This is a genomic window from Aeromonas sp. sia0103 (assembly GCF_963895295.1).
GTDB classification, from domain to species: Bacteria; Pseudomonadota; Gammaproteobacteria; order Enterobacterales; family Aeromonadaceae; genus Aeromonas; species Aeromonas encheleia.
In genome coordinates this window covers 184,708-201,592 of the sequence record NZ_CAWQKG010000061.1, presented here as the reverse complement: position 1 = coordinate 201,592, position 16,885 = coordinate 184,708, and the positions used below count along the sequence as shown (strand labels likewise).

Annotated in this window: 16 protein-coding genes; 9 read left to right on the top strand and 7 right to left on the bottom strand. The window is 61.8% G+C overall.

The window, feature by feature from the left end:
* Positions 1-14 precede the first annotated feature (14 nt).
* Positions 15-779 carry a zinc ABC transporter ATP-binding protein ZnuC gene (gene znuC, locus AACW18_RS19850; protein WP_042652035.1) on the bottom strand — a complete coding sequence of 255 codons (765 nt, stop codon included), beginning with the start codon at positions 777-779 and terminating at the stop codon, positions 15-17.
* A gap of 94 nt (positions 780-873) precedes the next feature.
* Between znuC and znuA the strand changes: the two genes are divergently transcribed.
* Both znuA and AACW18_RS19840 read left to right on the top strand, forming a co-directional pair.
* Positions 874-1,803: a zinc ABC transporter substrate-binding protein ZnuA gene (gene znuA / locus AACW18_RS19845; protein WP_218389633.1), complete on the top strand. Its 930-nt coding sequence runs from the start codon at positions 874-876 to the stop codon at positions 1,801-1,803.
* Positions 1,804-1,877: 74 nt separating this feature from the next.
* Positions 1,878-2,549, top strand: a complete 672-nt coding sequence (locus tag AACW18_RS19840) for a transglutaminase-like cysteine peptidase (protein WP_042652037.1) — start codon at positions 1,878-1,880, stop codon at positions 2,547-2,549.
* On the opposite strand, the gene AACW18_RS19835 is transcribed toward AACW18_RS19840, so the two are convergent.
* Complete coding sequence (locus tag AACW18_RS19835; protein ID WP_218389632.1) at positions 2,544-3,485, bottom strand: TAXI family TRAP transporter solute-binding subunit; 942 nt, start codon at positions 3,483-3,485, stop codon at positions 2,544-2,546. The two genes, AACW18_RS19840 and AACW18_RS19835, sit on opposite strands and share 6 nt — an antisense overlap.
* The gene (locus AACW18_RS19830) at positions 3,482-4,780 is read right to left on the bottom strand and encodes a LapD/MoxY N-terminal periplasmic domain-containing protein (RefSeq protein ID WP_042652039.1); all 1,299 of its coding nucleotides are present in this window, start codon (positions 4,778-4,780) and stop codon (positions 3,482-3,484) included. Before AACW18_RS19830 ends, AACW18_RS19835 begins: the two co-directional genes overlap by 4 nt.
* Before the next feature lie 270 nt (positions 4,781-5,050).
* Between AACW18_RS19830 and mepM the strand changes: the two genes are divergently transcribed.
* Complete coding sequence (gene mepM / locus AACW18_RS19825) at positions 5,051-6,388, top strand: murein DD-endopeptidase MepM (RefSeq protein ID WP_218389631.1); 1,338 nt, start codon at positions 5,051-5,053, stop codon at positions 6,386-6,388.
* Positions 6,389-6,462: 74 nt separating this feature from the next.
* On the opposite strand, the gene AACW18_RS19820 is transcribed toward mepM, so the two are convergent.
* Positions 6,463-7,407: a D-2-hydroxyacid dehydrogenase gene (locus AACW18_RS19820; protein WP_218389630.1), complete on the bottom strand. Its 945-nt coding sequence runs from the start codon at positions 7,405-7,407 to the stop codon at positions 6,463-6,465.
* A gap of 160 nt (positions 7,408-7,567) precedes the next feature.
* On the opposite strand from AACW18_RS19820, the gene AACW18_RS19815 reads away from it, so the two are divergent.
* Entirely contained in the window at positions 7,568-8,149 is a 582-nt protein-coding gene (locus AACW18_RS19815; protein ID WP_042652042.1) for a YjaG family protein, read from the top strand.
* A gap of 70 nt (positions 8,150-8,219) precedes the next feature.
* Here the strand turns inward: AACW18_RS19815 and AACW18_RS19810 are convergent, their stop codons facing one another.
* Positions 8,220-8,690: a MarR family winged helix-turn-helix transcriptional regulator gene (locus tag AACW18_RS19810; protein WP_042652043.1), complete on the bottom strand. Its 471-nt coding sequence runs from the start codon at positions 8,688-8,690 to the stop codon at positions 8,220-8,222.
* A gap of 162 nt (positions 8,691-8,852) precedes the next feature.
* Here AACW18_RS19810 and AACW18_RS19805 point away from each other — a divergent pair, with 162 nt between their 5' ends.
* Together AACW18_RS19805 and AACW18_RS19800 are read left to right on the top strand one after the other, a co-directional pair.
* Positions 8,853-9,380, top strand: a complete 528-nt coding sequence (locus AACW18_RS19805; RefSeq protein WP_042652193.1) for a hypothetical protein — start codon at positions 8,853-8,855, stop codon at positions 9,378-9,380.
* 9 nt (positions 9,381-9,389) lie between these two features.
* Positions 9,390-10,988 carry a BCCT family transporter gene (locus AACW18_RS19800; RefSeq protein WP_042652044.1) on the top strand — a complete coding sequence of 533 codons (1,599 nt, stop codon included), beginning with the start codon at positions 9,390-9,392 and terminating at the stop codon, positions 10,986-10,988.
* 78 nt (positions 10,989-11,066) lie between these two features.
* On the opposite strand, the gene mutS is transcribed toward AACW18_RS19800, so the two are convergent.
* Entirely contained in the window at positions 11,067-13,643 is a 2,577-nt protein-coding gene (gene mutS, locus AACW18_RS19795; protein WP_218389629.1) for a DNA mismatch repair protein MutS, read from the bottom strand.
* A 284-nt stretch (positions 13,644-13,927) separates the two neighbouring features.
* Entirely contained in the window at positions 13,928-14,335 is a 408-nt protein-coding gene (locus AACW18_RS19790) for a Spy/CpxP family protein refolding chaperone (protein WP_232018896.1), read from the bottom strand.
* A gap of 231 nt (positions 14,336-14,566) precedes the next feature.
* On the opposite strand from AACW18_RS19790, the gene pncC reads away from it, so the two are divergent.
* The 3 genes from pncC to AACW18_RS19775 all read left to right on the top strand — a co-directional run bounded on the left by pncC (position 14,567) and on the right by AACW18_RS19775 (position 16,736).
* Positions 14,567-15,058 (top strand): nicotinamide-nucleotide amidase, encoded by a 492-nt coding sequence (gene pncC, locus AACW18_RS19785; protein ID WP_042652195.1) that lies wholly within the window; start codon positions 14,567-14,569, stop codon positions 15,056-15,058.
* 80 nt (positions 15,059-15,138) lie between these two features.
* Positions 15,139-16,200 carry a recombinase RecA gene (recA, locus tag AACW18_RS19780; RefSeq protein WP_042652046.1) on the top strand — a complete coding sequence of 354 codons (1,062 nt, stop codon included), beginning with the start codon at positions 15,139-15,141 and terminating at the stop codon, positions 16,198-16,200.
* Between the two features lie 35 nt (positions 16,201-16,235).
* Positions 16,236-16,736: a regulatory protein RecX gene (locus AACW18_RS19775; protein ID WP_218389628.1), complete on the top strand. Its 501-nt coding sequence runs from the start codon at positions 16,236-16,238 to the stop codon at positions 16,734-16,736.
* The last annotated feature ends 149 nt before the right edge of the window (positions 16,737-16,885 follow it).

Sequence of the window (16,885 nt, the reverse complement as noted above, 5' to 3'; positions counted from 1 at the left end):
GTCCTTAGCCGTGCTTAACGATTGCGAGAGGGCAGGCGGATGACCGGGGCCTGCGGCTCGTGATGATGGTGTTCACCGTCACAGTGGTGATGGTGGGTATAGACCGCCAGCACCTCCTGCTCCGGGCGCCCGAACAGGCGGGCAAATTCGGGGTGGCGGGCCACGCTTTCCGGCTCGCCGTGGCAGCAGATGTGGCGATTGAGGCAGATCACCTCGTGGGTGCTGGCCATCACCAGATGCAGATCGTGGGAGACCATCAGCACGGCGCAGTTGAGCTCGGCCGCCAGTTGACCGATCAGGGCATAGAGCTCGATCTGGCCGCTGATGTCCACCCCCTGCACCGGCTCGTCCAGCACCAGCAGCTCGGGCTTGACCAGCAGGGCGCGGGCCAGCAGCACCCGTTGCATCTCGCCACCGGAGAGCTTCTGCATCCGGTTGTCCAGCAGATCCTGGGCGCCGACCCGATTCAGCGCCTCGTCGATGGAGAGGCGGCCATTCTTGCCAAGCTGCAGGAAGCGACGCACCGTCAGCGGCAGGGTGGGATCCAGATAGAGGCGCTGTGGCACATAGCCGACCCGCAGATCGCGGCGCCGAATGATCTTGCCGGAATCCGGGTTGAGCAGGCCCAGCACCAGCTTGCTCAGGGTGCTCTTGCCCGCGCCATTGGGGCCGACCAAGGTGGTGATTTTGCCTTTATTCAGGGTAAAGGAGACCTTGTCGAGCACGGATCGTCCGTCAAACGCGAGACAGACCTCTTTCAGCTCCACCAGTTGGGTCATGACAGCTCCGGGGTTTACAGCCAGTGAGAGTTATAATATAACAATAACGTTGGTTTGTTATATTATCACACACTCACTTCCTGACGAGATCTCTATGCGAATTCTTACCCTGATCACCGCCCTGCTGGCGGTGAGTCTGCCTGTTCGTGCCCTCGAGGTACTGACCACCATCAAACCGCTCGGTTTCATTGCCGCTGCCATCACCGACGGCGTGAGTGAGCCCAAGGTGCTATTGCCGACCGGCGCCTCCCCCCACGACTTCGCCCTGCGCCCTTCCGACATTCGCAGCATCAACGAGGCTGATCTGGTGGTGTGGGTCGGCCCTGAGCTGGAAGGCTTCATGGCCAAGCCGCTGGCCAAGCATCCCCATGTGCTGACCCTGACCCGGGTCGAGGGCATGCCGCTGTTCGACTACAGCAAGCAGGCCGGACATGAGGAGCCGGCCGATGAGGAGCATGAAGGCCACGATCATGAAGGCCACGATCATGACGGGCACGAGGGCCACCATCACGAAGGGGTGGATCCCCATATCTGGCTGGGACCAACCCAGGCGCTGGTGATCGCCAAGGCGATGAGCGAAACGCTTAGCGCCCGGGATCCGGGCAATGCCGAGCGTTATCGCGCCAACCTGCTGGCCTTCCAGGCCAAGGTCGACGCCAAGGACAAGGTCATCGCCGGGCAGATGAAGGTGGTGAACCAGAAGGGCTATTTCGTGTTCCACGAAGCCTATGGTTACTGGGAGCGCCACTACGGCATGAGCTCCAAGGGACACTTCACCGTGAGCCCGGAGCGCCGCCCCGGCGCCAAGACCCTGGTGGAGATCCGCAAGGCGCTGGAGGAGAAGCAGGCGAGCTGCATCTATGCCGAGCCGCAATTCTCGCCGGCGGTGATCGAATCGGTCGCCCGCAACACCGGCGCCAAGGTGCTGCTGCTGGATGAGGTCGGTGAGCAGGTGCCGCTCGGCCCGGATGGTTATCCGCAGTTCATGCAGCAGCTGGCCGACGCCTTCGCCCAGTGCCGCTAAAGGTGGCTGCCGCGTCGATGCCCTAGTCAGGCCTGACTATACTGACCTCCAGCGCATGACACGGAGCGTCTCCTATGAAATGGCTCGTCCCCGCCTGCACACTGGCACTGGCATGTGCCCCTGTGCAGGCCTCCCAACTGTCCAATTACGTCGCCAGCCCGGATCTCAAGACCAAGCTGCAGGCGGTCTATGGCGGCAAGGTGTTGCAGCGGGCGGAGGCGTTTTCTCGACTGCTTACCCCCAGGGCCGGCACGACGGATCAGCAGAAGCTGGAGCTGGTGAACAACTACTTCAACAACCTGACCTTCAGCGATGATCCCAGGCTGTGGGGGGAGGAGGATTACTGGGCCAATCCGCTGGAGTTTATCGGGGCCCGGGGTGGGGATTGTGAGGATTACAGCATCTCCAAGTACTACACCCTGATGGAGCTGGGGGTTGACGAGCAGAAGCTGCGGCTGGCCTATGTCAAGGCGGTCCGGTACAACCAATTTCACATGGTGACGCTCTACTTCTCGACCACCAAGTCCGATCCTCTGGTGCTGGACAACATCAATGGCCGCATCCTGCCCGGTAGCCAGCGCAACGATCTGCAACCCGTCTACAGCTTCGATGCCAAAAGCATCTGGGTTATGAAGTCACGGCGTGAGGGCACCCTGGCGGGGAGCGCCGATCGCCTGACTCAGTGGACCTCGATGCAGAGCCGGTTCTCCAGTGAGCACCTGCGCACCCCCCGTCGCCAGCTATAGCTTGCCGGCCGCTTTCAACTCCTCGAAATACTTTGCCGCCCCCGGATGCTGCGCGATGCTCAGCACCGGGCCTATCTTGTTGCGCGCCTTGTGGAACAGGTTGGCGTAGCCGTAGGTCTGCTCGTTGAAGCTGGTCTGCTGGCTCAGCATGGCCCTGGTCAGACGATACACGTCGGCATCCGTGGTGCTGGCATTGGTGACCAGGGTGGCGGCGATGGCGAAGGTGGGGGTGGCCTTCAGGTTGCCAGGATAGATGCGGGCAGGCACCTGGCTACGCTGGTAATACTTCACCCCCTTCAGCAGCTGATCCCGCACCGGCCCCTCGATGGGCAGGAAGTGGATGGGGCAACGCTTGGCCGTCTCCAGCACGATCCAGTTCGGGTGCCCCATCACCAGCCCATAGGCATCGATCTGCTTGCTGCACAGCGCCTCGGCCAGATTGGCCACGCTCTTCAGATCCAGATCCTGCTCCTTTGCACCCAGAGCAGAAAATAGCGCCAGCGCCGTCTGGCGCGTGCCCGAGTGTTTCAGCCCCATGTCGATGGGGGCCAGCTTGAGCTGGTCCAGCTTGCTGATGTCGCCATCGGCCCGCACCACCAGGGTGAAAGGCTCTGCATGGGTGGCAAACAGAGCCCTCAGTTCAGGCTGGGGGAGTTTGCTGAAGGGGCCGGTGCCGTGGCTGGCCTGATAGAGCCAGTCTGACTGCACTATGGCGTAGGGGAGCCCCCCCGCCTGCAACAGGCGAAGATTCTCGATGGAGCCCGAGCTGGCCTGCAGTCTGCATTTCAGATCCGGGTCGCTCTTGCCTGCCAGGCGGCAGAACTCCTTGATGACCTGGTAATAGATGCCCTGTTCCCCCCCGGTCCCTATGGTCATGGTGGTGGCCTGCAAGGAGGGCAGCCACAGCAGGGCGAGTAACGGCAGAATGGGTCTCATGATGCCTCCTGGCTGGCATAACCATCTATGCCCCAGTTGCGTAGTGTATTGATGTCATTGATTTCGCTGGCTTCTGCCAACAGGGTATAGCCGGACGCATGCAGGCACTGGGAGAGCAGATTCCAGTAGAGCGGGGCCTGGGTCAGCTGACAACTGATGAACACCGGATTGATGGGATCGAGTCTGGTCAGGTTGTCGTTGTTCATGGGCACATTGCTGAACGCCATCTCGACCCCCTGGGCCTGCAGGGCCGTCAGGCGCTCCTCGGCAAGGGGCGGGAAGAGGGCGAGATCCCAACGCCAGTCCAGGGTCTTGCCCTTGCCGCTGGCCAGGGACGAAGAAAACTGTGCCCAGTCAGGATGATTGAGCAGGCTGAGGGGGAGCTGCAGCCCCTCCGCCTTCTGTGCCAGCCAATGGTTTATCAGGGCCCGGATCTCGTCCGGTGAGCTGTCGACGGTCGGTGGTCTCTGGGGGAGCAGCCGGCTGTACAGCCTGATCTCCCCCTGGGTGGAGATGAAGTGTTGCAGATACATGCCGCTCGCTGTCTCTGTCAGGGCCATCAGTTTCTGGCTGATGTGGGGCTCGTGCTGTTTGCCAAGCTGGGTGATCTTGAGCCGCTGCTGGAGCAGATCCCGCTTGCGCTCGGAGACCAGCTGGTTGATCGACACCACGACCTCCTGCAGTTCCTGCAGCCAGGGGGTGGGCAGGTTGCCACTGAAGCGGCGCTGACGAACCTGCATCAGCTGCAGGCTGACCTGTTCGAGGGGGCGCAGCAGGCGGGTGCATACCCACTGGATGATGAGGATCAGGACCACCAGGCCGGACAGCAAGGCCAGCCCGGTGCGGCTGATGGCATTCCACAGGTGTTGGTAGGCATAGCCTTCGTGACCCTCGAGGGTGAGGGTGCCGAGGATGCGCCAGCCATCGGTGAGCTCCTGCTCGATCTTGACCGGCGGCATGTGGACGACGGCCGGCAGCCAGCTGGGAATATTTTGCTGGGCCGTGTGGAAGACTTTCTGGAACAGCAGCTGGCCATCGGGATCCAGCAGCGTGACCGAGCTGACGAAGCCCCCGTCGAACATGGCATTGACGATGGTTTCCGCCAGCACCTTGTCGTCGTTGAGCAGGGTACCTTGCAGCACCAGGCCGAGGGCGGTGATGGCCGTCTCCAGGTTGGCCGACATCTGATCGAGGATGGATTGCCGTACCGTGGTGATCTCCAGCATGAGCAGCAGGATGGCACCCAGGGTGAACAGGATCAGGATGATTACATTTAACAATCTTGCTAATGACATACCCACTCCGTGGCAATTTTTTCGCAACATCTTGTTGCTTAGGGGCAATAACAACCGGGCCCGGGTCTTAAAAATAGAAAAAAATGACTAAAAGCGGCGATGATTTCTGCCCATGACAGGAAGTTATGCATAAAATGTGAGGTTCATGCGTATTGCTATGAACTTTTTGTGAGTAATTAGGTCTAAAACCCAGATATTCGGTTTTCATAAGAAAAAAACATAAAAACAGACCCCTTACTACCACCCTTAGATCTAATGACAGGATAGCGGATGAAACGTCTCCGTCCCTTGGTAGCACAGGCTGCCAACTGGGAACCCCCGGTTCCCCGCAAACATTTTTATGCCATGTTATTGCTCACGGCCATGACGCTGTCAGCGGTAGCGGTATTGCCAGCCCCGGGTGACATCCTGGAGCGGCCACTGCGTCTGGAGTTGCCGATCGCCACTACTGGCACCGCAACCAACGAAGACAACACCGACTTCAACGATATCCCGGATCACGAGCTGGTAGAGGCCGCGACGCCGGAGGATGACATTCCGGCCGATGCGACGCCCCAGTGGCAGGATTACCGGGTGCGCAACGGTGAAAACCTGACCACCATCTTCAACAATCTGGGGCTCTCGACCACCACCCTCTACAAGGTGCTGGATGCGGATGCCAAGAACAATCTGGCCCGCCTCAAGCCTGGCCAGACCATAGAGTTGCTGATCGATCAGGACAACATTCTGCAGCAGCTGAAGATCCGCTTGAACATCAAGCAGACCCTGGTGCTGGAGCGCACCGACGACAGCTACAGCGCCAACATGCTCAATGAAGAGGTGCAGTGGCAGCAGAAGAGCTATGACGGCGTCATCAACGGCAGCTTCTATGTCAGCGCCCGCAATGCGGGGATCCCGGCGAACCATATCCAGAAGATTGCCAACCTGTTCCAGTGGCGGCTGAATTTCGCCAAGGATCTGCAAAAGGGTGACAAGTTCAAGGTGCTGGTCCGTCAGGAGACGGTCGAGGGCAAGAGTACGGGCAACACCCAGCTGCTGGGAGTGGAAGTGTTCAGCCAGGGCAAGGCGGTATCGGCCTGGCTGTCGGAAGATGGCAACTATTATGACGGTCAGGCCAACAGTCTGGAGCGCGGCTTCCGCCGTTATCCGACCCACAGCCGCTATCGGGTCAGCTCCAGCTTCAACCCTAACCGGCGCCACCCGATCACCGGCCAGGTCCGTCCGCATGAGGGCACCGACTTCGCCCTGCCGGTCGGCACGCCCGTCATGGCTACCGGGGATGGCGTGGTGCTCAAGGCGACCCGCCACCCGCTGGCTGGTACCTATGTGGTCATCAAGAACGGTCGCACCCTGATGACGCGCTATCTGCACCTGAGCAAGCTGCTGGTAAAACCCGGCCAACGGGTGAAGATGGGTGACAAGATCGCGCTCTCCGGCAACACCGGGCGCTCCACTGGTGCTCACCTGCACTATGAGGTGCGGATCAACAACCGCCCGGTCGATGCCATGAAGGTCAAGCTGCCGATGGCGGAGCCCCTTAGCGGCAAGGACAAGCGCCAGTTCCTCGCCAAGGTGAAGGGCTATCGCAAGGAGATGGCAGCGGGCTGAGCCCGGTTTCATCCCGGCCATGAAAAAGGCCCCGCCAGTCTGGCGGGGCCTTTTCGTTGGGACCGGCGTCGTACTCAGTAGCCCTTGTCGAAGTCGATCCGTCCATCCAGCTGCTGACCATCGATGAAGCGAATGTAGTTGCGCACGAAGATCTGGGCCACATCCTCCGGGAAGCTGTAGGCGCTGTTGTGCGGGGTGATGATCAGATTGGGCTGGTGCCAGAGTGGGCTGTCGGCGGGCAGGGGTTCCTGCTCGAACACATCCAGTACCGCCATGGCGAGCTTGCCACCGCGCAGCGCCTCCAGCAGATCGCCCTCGTGGATGGCACTGCCCCGGCCGACGTTGAACAGGATGGCGTCCGGCTTGCAGTGCGCGAAGCGGGCCGCGGTGAACAGGTGACGGGTCTCGCGGGTCGAGGGCAGGACGCTGACGATGATGTCGGATTGGGCCAGCATCTTGTTGAGGGCCGGCAGCTGATAAACCTGATCGAAGCCGGCGCGCTCGCGGCCACTGTGGCTGATGCCGAGCACCTTCATGCCGAAGTGCTTGGCGGTGTTGGCGATATGCTGGCCTATGCTGCCGGTGCCCAGGATCAGCATGGTGCGTCCCTTGAGCCCCTGATAGGGATGGCTCTGCCACAGTCGCTGCTGCTGTTGCTCGCGATAGAGCGGCAGCTGGCGCGACAGGCTGAGCAGCTGGCCGAACACGTACTCGCTCATCAGCGGGCCGAAGATGCCGCGCACATTGGTCAGCTGATAGTCGCGGCGGCAGCTGGCGTCCAGCAGCACATCGACCCCGGCATAGGTGGACTGCATCCAGTTCAGCTTGTCGGCCTTGGCCAGCAGCGGCTTGGCCCGCGCCGGTTCGGCCATCAGGATGTGGGCCTCGCCGATCAGTTTCTCGGCCTCGGCCTGGTTGTCGGCCCGCAGTATGTGCAGATGGGGGAGGCGGGCGGCCTTGAGCAGGCGCTCATAGTGGTTGTTGTCCTGGCTGAGCAGAAGCAGGGTACGTTGGCTCATACTCTTGTTCCTTATCATGTTTACGGCACGGCGGAGGAGGTACTCTCCTCATCTTACCCGAGTTGATCGGGCAAGATAGCCGACCAGGCCGCTTTTTCGTTTTCGCAGGGCCCCTCGTGGGCTACAATCTGCCCCACATTTTGCAAAGGATCCGACTCCAGTGTTTGGTGACAAGTTTTATAAGCGACTGGCCGAGCTACAGCCTTGGCAACAGACCGTCTACACCCTGGCGCTGGCAGAGCGCATGTACCCCAACTATGCGCTGTTCAGCCAGGCCGCCGGTTTCGGTGATGCGAAGGCATTCCGCAACGCGCTGGATCAGATGTGGAACTATCTCACCGTGAAGGGATCCCGCGTCAATCTGGGCGCCATTCTGGAGGCGTTTGAAGTCTATATCCCGGAACCCAGCAAGTTCGAATCCTATGGCGCCTATCCGGCGCTGGATGCCTGTGTGGCACTGGGCTGCGCCTATAACTCGGTGATCTGCCGGGTCGGCGAGGAAGCCGAAGATGCCAGTCATGCCTCGGTGGGCACGGTGGCCGGTTTCATCGAGATGCTGGAAGAGCGCGAGCTGACCGATGAAGAGCTCTACGAGCACGAGTACATCGAGGCCGAGCTGGAGTTTCAGGTCGAGCTGCTCAAGCGGGTGGCCCATGAGCGCGACAGCGATCGCATCCTGGCGATCCGTACCTTCGCGGCTCAGGACGGTGTCTCCAACATCGGCATCAGCCTGGAAGAGTGATACCGCCACGGGTGCTGTAGAAAAAACCCCATGCAAAAAAGCTCCCGTTCGGGAGCTTTTTTTATGCCTGCTACTCGGTGAGCGGTCTGACGCTCAGCACAGGTGCGGCATCGATCTCGTGGGCATTCATCATCGACGAGATCCGCTGCAGGGAGGAGAGCAGCAGGCTCTGCTCCCAGGTTTCCAGCGCCTGGAAGCGCTGGATGAAACTCTCCTGCAGCGGGGTGGGGGCCTGCGCCAGCAGGGCGCGACCCGCGTCAGTCAGTGTCGCATGCACCTTGCGCTTGTCGGTTTCGCTGCGAATGCGCTGCACCAGCTGGCGGCTCTCGAGCCGGTCCATGATGGTGGTCGCGGTGGCCTGACTCATGTTGGTGTGGTCGGCCAGTTGGCGCATGGAGATCTGCCCCAGCTCGTTGATCCCCTTGAGTAGCAGGAGCTGCGGCGAGGTCAGCCCGGCTTCCTTGATCAAGCGCTTGGAGTGCATGTCGATGGCACGGATGATCTGGCGCAATGCGACCAGCACTTCATCATGTTTTTCCATGGGGTTTGAGTCATTGGGGAGCAGTTGAGAGGCGCAAAATTCTCCGCCTAATTCGTCACAAGGTCAATATGGTTTTTGGTCTAATCATTTCTGCTCTAATGATTTTTGTGTTAGGTTAACGGGTAATTTCCGAATTTTAACCCGATTTTGAGGAACGAAATGATGAGCAACGATCTGGATATCAAGTCGCTGGTTGCCGATCTCCGGGTGGTCAGAGTACGTTACGAACTGCCGGATACCTCGGCTTTCGTGCGTTATCAGCCCGCCTATGATGAAGACCCCAACAACCTGAAAGTGCACCACTATGATGGCGAGCTGCCGCTCTCCTACAGCGACACAGGTGCTTTCAGTCTAAAGGAGTTGGTGAACGAAATACGCTATGCCTATGTGCTGGTGCACCTGTTCCCCGACGAGAGCGCCATGAACTTCTACCTGACCGGCCTCGACACCGGCCTGGCCCAGCTCGAGTTCATCGGTGGCTCCTACGACTTCAACCGGCTCTGGATCACCAGCGGCATCTCCAATCTGGGCGTGCCCATGGCCATCTTCCTCGGCAAGCGCCACGCGGTGAACGGCCAGCCTTCGGTCACCCTGGTGGATCACCGTGCCCAGGCGGCGGGCCAGATGGTCTATCGCGCCATCGGTGGTGCGGGCGAGCACGTGGGCGAAGATTTTTTCAACAATGACTAAGGAGGCCCGATGAGAGCAACCAAAGGGCTACTGAAAGGCCTCAACCCCACCATGGCCATGACGGCCCTCACCGTCGTGACCCTGTTTCTGCTGTTTGGCGTGTTCGTTCCCGAGACGGCCGCCGCCTGGTTCGTCGGCGCCAAGGATCAGATCATCGCCGGCTTCAAGTGGTACTACATTCTGGTCGTCGCCCTGTTTCTGTTCTTCGCCGTCTATCTGATGTTCAGCCGTTTCGGCAGCATCAGACTGGGCGACGACGACCAGGTACCGGAGTTCGGCTACTTCGCCTGGTTCTCCATGCTGTTCAGCGCCGGCATGGGCATAGGTCTGGTGTTCTGGAGCATCGCCGAGCCCATGAATCACCTGCAGGGCAACCCTTTCATCACCGAGGGGATGACGCCGGAGGCGGCCCAGGTCGCCATGAGGCTCACCTTCTTCCACTGGGGTCTGCACCCCTGGGCCATCTATGTGATCGTCGGCCTGTCGCTGGCCTTCTTCAGCTATCGCCGCAAGCTGCCGCTGGCGATCCGCTCGGTGCTCTATCCCATCCTGGGTGAACGGATCTACGGCTTCTGGGGCCATGCCGCCGACGTGCTGGCGGTGTTCGGCACCGTATTCGGGGTGGCGACCTCCCTCGGCCTCGGCGTCTCCCAGATGAACACCGGTCTCAACCAGATGTTCGGCATGGGGGTCTCGCAGAGCAACCAGCTCTGGCTCATCGGCGGCATCAGCCTGATCGCCACCCTGTCGGCGGTCTCCGGGGTGGGGCGCGGGGTCAAGCTGCTCTCCGAGCTCAACATCTGGCTCAGCGTGTTCGTGCTCGCGCTCTTCCTGGTGCTGGGTCCGACCACCTACATCCTCAACGCCTATGTGCAGAACATCGGTGACTACCTGCAGAACATCGTCAAGCTGAGCTTCTGGACCAATACCGAGGCCAACGGCACCTCGGCCTGGCAATCGAGCTGGACCGCCTTCTACTGGGGCTGGTGGATAGCCTGGGCTCCCTTCGTCGGCATGTTCATCGCCCGCATCTCCAAGGGCCGCACCATCCGTGAGTTCGTGCTCGGCGTGCTGCTGGTGCCCTCCTTGCTCGGCATGTTCTGGCTCACCGTGTTTGGCGGTACCGCCATGAACCTGGAGCTGTTCGGCGGTGGCGGCGTGGTGGCTGCGGTCAACCAGGATGTGACCCTGGCGCTCTACCAGACGGTGGAACTGTTGCACTGGGACACCTTCGGCTGGATCGCCAAGGGGGTGTTGACCCTGCTGATCTGCACCTACTTCATCACCTCCAGTGACTCGGGCACGCTGGTCATCACCACCCTGCTCTCCATCGGCGATCAGGAGCCGCCCGTGCTGCACCGCGCCATCTGGGGGCTGGGCCAGGGGCTGGTAGCCGCCATCCTGCTGGTGTCCGGTGGACTGGCGGCCCTGCAGGCGGCCAGCATCATAGCTGCGCTGCCGTTCTCGTTGATCATGCTGGCCATGTGTTATTCGCTGATGCTGGGCCTCAAGCAGGAGAGTCAGCACCAGTTCGAATACCGGCAGAACCTCAAGCGCCACGACAGCTCCTCCCACATGAGCCTGCTGGATCGCATAGGTCCGGCCTGATGCTCCAGGGCAAGGAGTGCAATGAAAAAGGGGAACCGCGAGGTTCCCCTTTTTTGTCTGTGGCGTCGGCCGGACGGGTTACAGCAGCTGCTTGAGGCGATAGAGCAGATCCAGCGCCTGGCGGGGGCTCAGCTCGTCCGGGCGCACCGCCTCCAGCTCCTCCACCACCGGATGGGGCTGGGTGATCACGGGCATGGGCAGCGCGCCGCTTGAGGTCTGGCTGGCATGGGCCGGGGTCGCGCTCTCCAGCTCCGCCAGCTTGTGGCGGGCCTGGCTTATCACCGATTTTGGCACCCCTGCCAGCGCCGCCACCTGCAGGCCGTAGGAGCGGCTGGCCGCCCCCTCCTGTACCGCGTGCATAAAGGCGATGGTATCGCCGTGTTCAACCGCGTCCAGATGGACGTTGGCCAGGCCATCCATCAGCTCCGGCAGGCGGGTCAGCTCGAAGTAGTGGGTGGCAAACAGGGTGTAGGCGCCGATCTTGCTCGCCAGCTGTTCGGCGCAGGCCCAGGCCAGCGACAGACCGTCGTAGGTGCTGGTGCCGCGGCCGATCTCGTCCATCAGCACCAGGCTGCGGGCGGTGGCGTTGTTGAGGATGTTGGCGGTCTCGGTCATCTCCACCATGAAGGTGGATCGACCGGAGGCGAGATCATCCGACGCCCCTATGCGGGTGAAGATGCGATCGATGGGGCCGATGCGGGCGCTGTCGGCGGGCACGAAGGCCCCGATGTGGGCCAGCAGCACTATGAGGGCGGTCTGGCGCATGTAGGTGGACTTACCGCCCATGTTGGGGCCTGTGATGATCAGCATGCGCCGTGCCCGATCGAGCCGGATCGGGTTGGCGATGAAGGGATCGCTCATCACCTGCTCCACCACCGGATGGCGGCCCGCCTCGATCAGGATCTGCTCCTCGTCGATGAGCTGCGGGCAGCGATAGTCCAGGGTCTCGGCCCGCTCCGCCAGGTTGGCGAGCACATCCAGCTCGGCCAGGGCGGCGGCGGATTCCTGCAGCTCGCCGAGGTGAGGCAGCAGGTTGTCGAGCAGCTCCTCGTACAGCCGCTTCTCCAGCGCCAGCGCCTGGGCCTGGGCGGTGAGCACCTTGTCCTCGTATTTCTTCAGCTCGTCGATGATGTAGCGTTCGTTGTTCTTGAGGGTCTGGCGGCGGATGTAGTGGGCCGGCACCAGCTGGCTGTTGGCGCGGCTCACCTCGATGTAGAAGCCGTGCACCCTGTTGTAACCCACCTTGAGGGTGTTGATGCCGGTCAGCAGCCGCTCGCGCTCCTCGATGCGGGCCAGGCTGGCGGTGGCGCCGTTGGCCAGATCCCGCAGCTCGTCCAGCTCCTGGTTGAAGCCATCGCGGATCACGCCGCCATCGCGGATCAGCACCGGTGGCACCTCCATCACGGCGCGCTCCAGCAGGCTCAGCAGCTCGGGGAAGGTGCTGGCCCGCTCGGCCAGCTGTTGCACCGCCTCGTGCTGGCTATCGGCCAGCTGGCGTTGCAGCTCGGGCAGTTGCTGGAAGGCCTGGCGCAATCGGGTGAGGTCGCGCGGGCGGGCCGAGCGCAGGGCGAGGCGGGCCAGCACCCGCTCCACGTCGCCGACCTGGCGCAGCAGGCTGCCGAGATCGTCATAGAGGTTCTGCTCGATCAGGCTCTGGATGGTGCTCTGGCGCCCCTTGAGGATCACCCGATCGCGGATCGGCTGGTGGATCCAGCGCTTGAGCAGGCGGCTGCCCATGGGGGTGGCGGTGCGATCCAGCACATCGCTCAGGGTATTTTCATAGCCTCCCGCCAGGTTCTGGGTCAGCTCCAGGTTGCGGCGGGTGGCGGCATCCATGATGACCGCATGATCCGGCTGCTCGAGGCGCACGCCGCGAATGTGGGGCAGGGCGGTGCGCTGGGTGTCTTTCACGTACTGCATCAGGCAGCCGGCGGCGCAGAGCGCCGTCTCGCTCTGCTCGACCCCGAAGCCCACCAGATCCTGGGTGCCGAACTGCTGGCACAGCAGCTTGCGGGCGGTGCCAAGCTCGAACTCCCACTCGGGACGACGGCGCAGGCCGCGGCGGCCCTCGACGTGGCGCAGGAACTCGAAGGACTCCGGGTAGAGCAGCTCGGCCGGATTGGTGCGTTGCAGCTCCGCCAGTAACGTCTCTTCCTTGTCGAACTGGTTGATGAAGAAGCGGCCCGAGCCTATGTCCATGGTGCCGTAGCCGAAGCGGCGACCGTCGTGGTAGACGGCGGCGATCAGGTTGTCCTGGCGCTCCGAGAGCAGCGCCTCGTCGGAGACGGTGCCCGGGGTGATGATGCGGACGACCCTGCGCTCCACCGGCCCCTTGCTGGTGGCGGGATCCCCCACCTGCTCGCAGATGGCGGCGGACTCGCCGAGCTGCACCAGCTTGGCCAGGTAACCCTCGATGGCGTGATAGGGCACCCCCGCCATGGGAATGGGGCTGCCCGCCGACTGGCCGCGCTTGGTCAGGGAGATGTCGAGCAGTTGGGAGGCCTTGCGGGCATCGTCATAGAAGAGTTCGTAGAAGTCGCCCATCCGGTAGAACAGCAGGATCTCGGGATTCTCGGCCTTGAGGCCAAGGTACTGCTGCATCATGGGGGTGTGGGCGCTCAGGTTGGCGCCGGTGGCTTGGTGCTGTGCTGTCATGTTCTGTTCCAGAGGGTGCTCTTGCGGGCAAGCGTCTGCCGTAATGGGTCTGAATCTGGCGGCCATTCTACATGCTCAGGGCCGGATGGTGGGGAGTTATCTCTGTCTTTGGGGCGTCTGGGTCGTGCGGGAGGGAGAGGGTAAAGAGGGCTGAGTTTAGTGGTGTGGTCAGCTGGGAACCCGGAGGCTAGTGCTTGTGAGGGGTTGTTAATACGCGGGAAAGAAGGGGATCAAAATCCCCGCCATCAGCGCGGGGATTGTGGTCAGAGCGTCAGGATGAGCCCTTAGTACATGGCCTCGCCGCCACTCAGCATCTCGTGCAGCTTGGTTTTCTGCTCGGCGGTCAGCACCTTGCTCACTTCGAACAGGTAATGGGCGCGATAGTAGCGGGCTTCGGCCTGCACGCTGCTGATGGTTTGCAGCTGTTTCTTGGCGGCGGCCTCGTCCCACTTGCCGGTCTTGATCATGTTGACGATGACGTCCTGACCGATGGCATCGAGCTTGACCGAGCTCATGTTCTTGACTGCCTGCTCACGCAGACCCTTGATCTGTTCCACTTGTGCGGAGGAGAGGTTCAGCTCCTGTGCCAGAGTGGTCTCGCTCTGCAGCTCGGGGGCGCTTTCGGCGGCGATGGTATTGGTGGCAAAACAGATCGCCAGGGCAGCCATGGCGACTTTAAATTGATGCTTCATCTATTTTCTCCATTGGAACCGCGCTCATGGCGGTGCTTGCTGATTATAGGAAGCCCCCATGTACTGAAGCTTAAGCGATGACAACTTGTTGATGTGCTGGGCGTTATGCATAAAGCCTGCGACAGCTGCTGTCCCTGGTCTGAACCGGTCGCCACGGGGGAGCTGGTTGGTTGCTCGGGGTCCGGGGCGATCGCATAATGAAGCCGGGTTTGGCCAAAGAGGGCATTGATGATGGGGCTTGAGACAGAGATCGCCCGCTTATCCCGGGAGCTGGGCGAGGCGCTGACGGCGCGGGGCTGGCTGGCCGCCACGGCGGAGTCTTGCACCGGCGGCGGCGTCGCCACCGCCATCACCGACATCGCGGGCAGCTCAGGCTGGTTCGATCGGGGGTTCGTCACCTACACCAATGAGGCCAAGCAGCAGATGCTGGGGGTCAGCATCGACAACCTGCTGCGCCACGGTGCCGTCAGCGAGGCCGTGGTGCTGGAGATGGCCAGGGGCGCGCTGGCGCGCTCCGACGCGGGGATCAGCGTCGCCATCAGCGGCATCGCCGGGCCGGGTGGCGGCAGCGACGACAAGCCGGTTGGCACCATCTGGTTCGCCTGGGCGGACAAGAGCGGGCGTCAGCACTCCTTGCTGGCCCGCTTCGACGGCGACCGGCGCCAGGTTCGCCAGCAGGCGGTCAGGCAGGCATTGTCCGGGCTGTTGGCCCTGCTCAGATAAATTGGGCTTGATACTGTATGAATAGACAGTATACTTAGCCCGACTTCACTTCTTCATCACGATTCCCAGCGGAGATTGGCATGGATCAGAACAAACAGAAGGCACTGGCGGCTGCGCTGGGCCAGATTGAAAAGCAGTTCGGCAAGGGTTCAATCATGCGTCTTGGCGACAGCAAGACCATGGACATCGAAGCCATCTCCACCGGTTCCCTCTCCCTGGACGTGGCGCTGGGCATCGGCGGCCTGCCGTGTGGTCGTATCGTCGAGATCTACGGTCCGGAATCATCTGGTAAGACAACCCTGACCCTGCAGGTGATCGCGGAAGCCCAGAAGAAAGGCAAGGTCTGTGCCTTCATCGATGCGGAACACGCGCTGGATCCCATCTATGCCGCCAAGCTGGGCGTCAACGTCGATGATTTGCTGATCTCCCAGCCGGATACCGGTGAACAGGCGCTGGAGATCTGCGACATGCTGGTGCGCTCCAACGCGGTCGACGTCATCATCGTCGACTCCGTGGCCGCCCTGACGCCGAAGGCGGAAATTGAAGGTGAGATGGGGGATTCCCACGTCGGTCTGCAGGCCCGCCTGATGTCCCAGGCGCTGCGCAAGCTGACCGCCAACATCAAGAACGCGAACTGCCTCTGTATCTTCATCAACCAGATCCGGATGAAGATTGGCGTCATGTTCGGCAGCCCCGAGACCACCACGGGTGGTAACGCGCTCAAGTTCTACGCCTCAGTGCGTCTCGACATTCGTCGCATCGGCGCCATCAAGGACGGTGATGAGGTGGTCGGTAACGAGACCCGCGTCAAGGTAGTCAAGAACAAGGTGGCCCCTCCCTTCAAGCAGGCCGAGTTCCAGATCTTCTACGGTGTCGGTATCTCCAAGGAGGGCGAGCTGGTGGATCTGGGCGTCAAGCACAAGCTGATCGACAAGGCCGGTGCCTGGTACAGCTACAACGGCGAGAAGATCGGTCAGGGCAAGGCCAACGTGATGAAGCTCTTCTCCGAGAACAAGGCGATGGCGGCCGAGGTCGAAGCCAGACTGCGTGAGCTGCTGCTCTCCGGTGATGTGCCGGCCGAGAAGCCGGTGGCGGCTGACGCTGACGAGCTCGAAGCCGAAAGCGAACAAGAGTTCGAATAACAGGAAGGCCGGGCTAACCCCCGGCCTTGTCATTTATGGCTGATGAATCGATTCCCGAACCCGTCGAACCCTCGTTTGAGGAGCTGTTCGCCGCGGCCCGTACCTTTGCCATGCGCAGCCTGGCTCGCCGCGAGAGTGCCGAGTCTGAGCTGGCCGGCCGACTGCGCAGGCAGGGTTTCAACGCAGAGGTGATAGACGCGGTGCTCGTCTATTGCCGCGGCTACCACTGGATCGATGACGAACGCTATGGCGCCATGGCGGTGCGGGCCGGTGCCACCAAGGGGCAGGGCCCCATCAAGATCCGCTTCGATCTGCGCCGCAAGGGGCTCAGCGATGCCCAGATAGAGACCGCATTCGAGCAGCCTGAACTGGACTGGTTCGAATTGGCAGCCGAGCTGCTGCAGCGCCGGGCCAGGGCGAGCGATCTGGGCGACTTCAAGTTGCGGATGAAGTGGCTAAAGTATCTGCTCGGGCGAGGCTTCAATCAGGATCAGGCCCGCTATGCCATCTCGGCCATGCAGGAACGGGACGAGTAACGCCCCGCTCATGCAGGCCACCGCATTGCCTTGGCCGGTGTGAGAGGGAACAAGGCGATTAGCTGGCCGAATGGAGGATGCTCCAAACAAGTTCCCCGGCGGTGCCTGCCGAGTCGGCCCGGCGTTGGTGGGCCCTATCGCCACAAACG

What these genes read in the sequence shown, in the direction of transcription:
- znuC (WP_042652035.1), bottom strand. Translation starts at nt 779, where the DNA reads ATGACCCAACTGGTGGAGCTGAAAGAGGTCTGTCTCGCGTTTGACGGA.
- znuA (WP_218389633.1), top strand. Translation starts at nt 874, where the DNA reads ATGCGAATTCTTACCCTGATCACCGCCCTGCTGGCGGTGAGTCTGCCT.
- AACW18_RS19840 (WP_042652037.1), top strand. Translation starts at nt 1,878, where the DNA reads ATGAAATGGCTCGTCCCCGCCTGCACACTGGCACTGGCATGTGCCCCT.
- AACW18_RS19835 (WP_218389632.1), bottom strand. Translation starts at nt 3,485, where the DNA reads ATGAGACCCATTCTGCCGTTACTCGCCCTGCTGTGGCTGCCCTCCTTG.
- AACW18_RS19830 (WP_042652039.1), bottom strand. Translation starts at nt 4,780, where the DNA reads ATGTCATTAGCAAGATTGTTAAATGTAATCATCCTGATCCTGTTCACC.
- mepM (WP_218389631.1), top strand. Translation starts at nt 5,051, where the DNA reads ATGAAACGTCTCCGTCCCTTGGTAGCACAGGCTGCCAACTGGGAACCC.
- AACW18_RS19820 (WP_218389630.1), bottom strand. Translation starts at nt 7,407, where the DNA reads ATGAGCCAACGTACCCTGCTTCTGCTCAGCCAGGACAACAACCACTAT.
- AACW18_RS19810 (WP_042652043.1), bottom strand. Translation starts at nt 8,690, where the DNA reads ATGGAAAAACATGATGAAGTGCTGGTCGCATTGCGCCAGATCATCCGT.
- AACW18_RS19805 (WP_042652193.1), top strand. Translation starts at nt 8,853, where the DNA reads ATGAGCAACGATCTGGATATCAAGTCGCTGGTTGCCGATCTCCGGGTG.
- AACW18_RS19800 (WP_042652044.1), top strand. Translation starts at nt 9,390, where the DNA reads ATGAGAGCAACCAAAGGGCTACTGAAAGGCCTCAACCCCACCATGGCC.
- mutS (WP_218389629.1), bottom strand. Translation starts at nt 13,643, where the DNA reads ATGACAGCACAGCACCAAGCCACCGGCGCCAACCTGAGCGCCCACACC.
- AACW18_RS19790 (WP_232018896.1), bottom strand. Translation starts at nt 14,335, where the DNA reads ATGAAGCATCAATTTAAAGTCGCCATGGCTGCCCTGGCGATCTGTTTT.
- pncC (WP_042652195.1), top strand. Translation starts at nt 14,567, where the DNA reads ATGGGGCTTGAGACAGAGATCGCCCGCTTATCCCGGGAGCTGGGCGAG.
- recA (WP_042652046.1), top strand. Translation starts at nt 15,139, where the DNA reads ATGGATCAGAACAAACAGAAGGCACTGGCGGCTGCGCTGGGCCAGATT.
- AACW18_RS19775 (WP_218389628.1), top strand. Translation starts at nt 16,236, where the DNA reads ATGGCTGATGAATCGATTCCCGAACCCGTCGAACCCTCGTTTGAGGAG.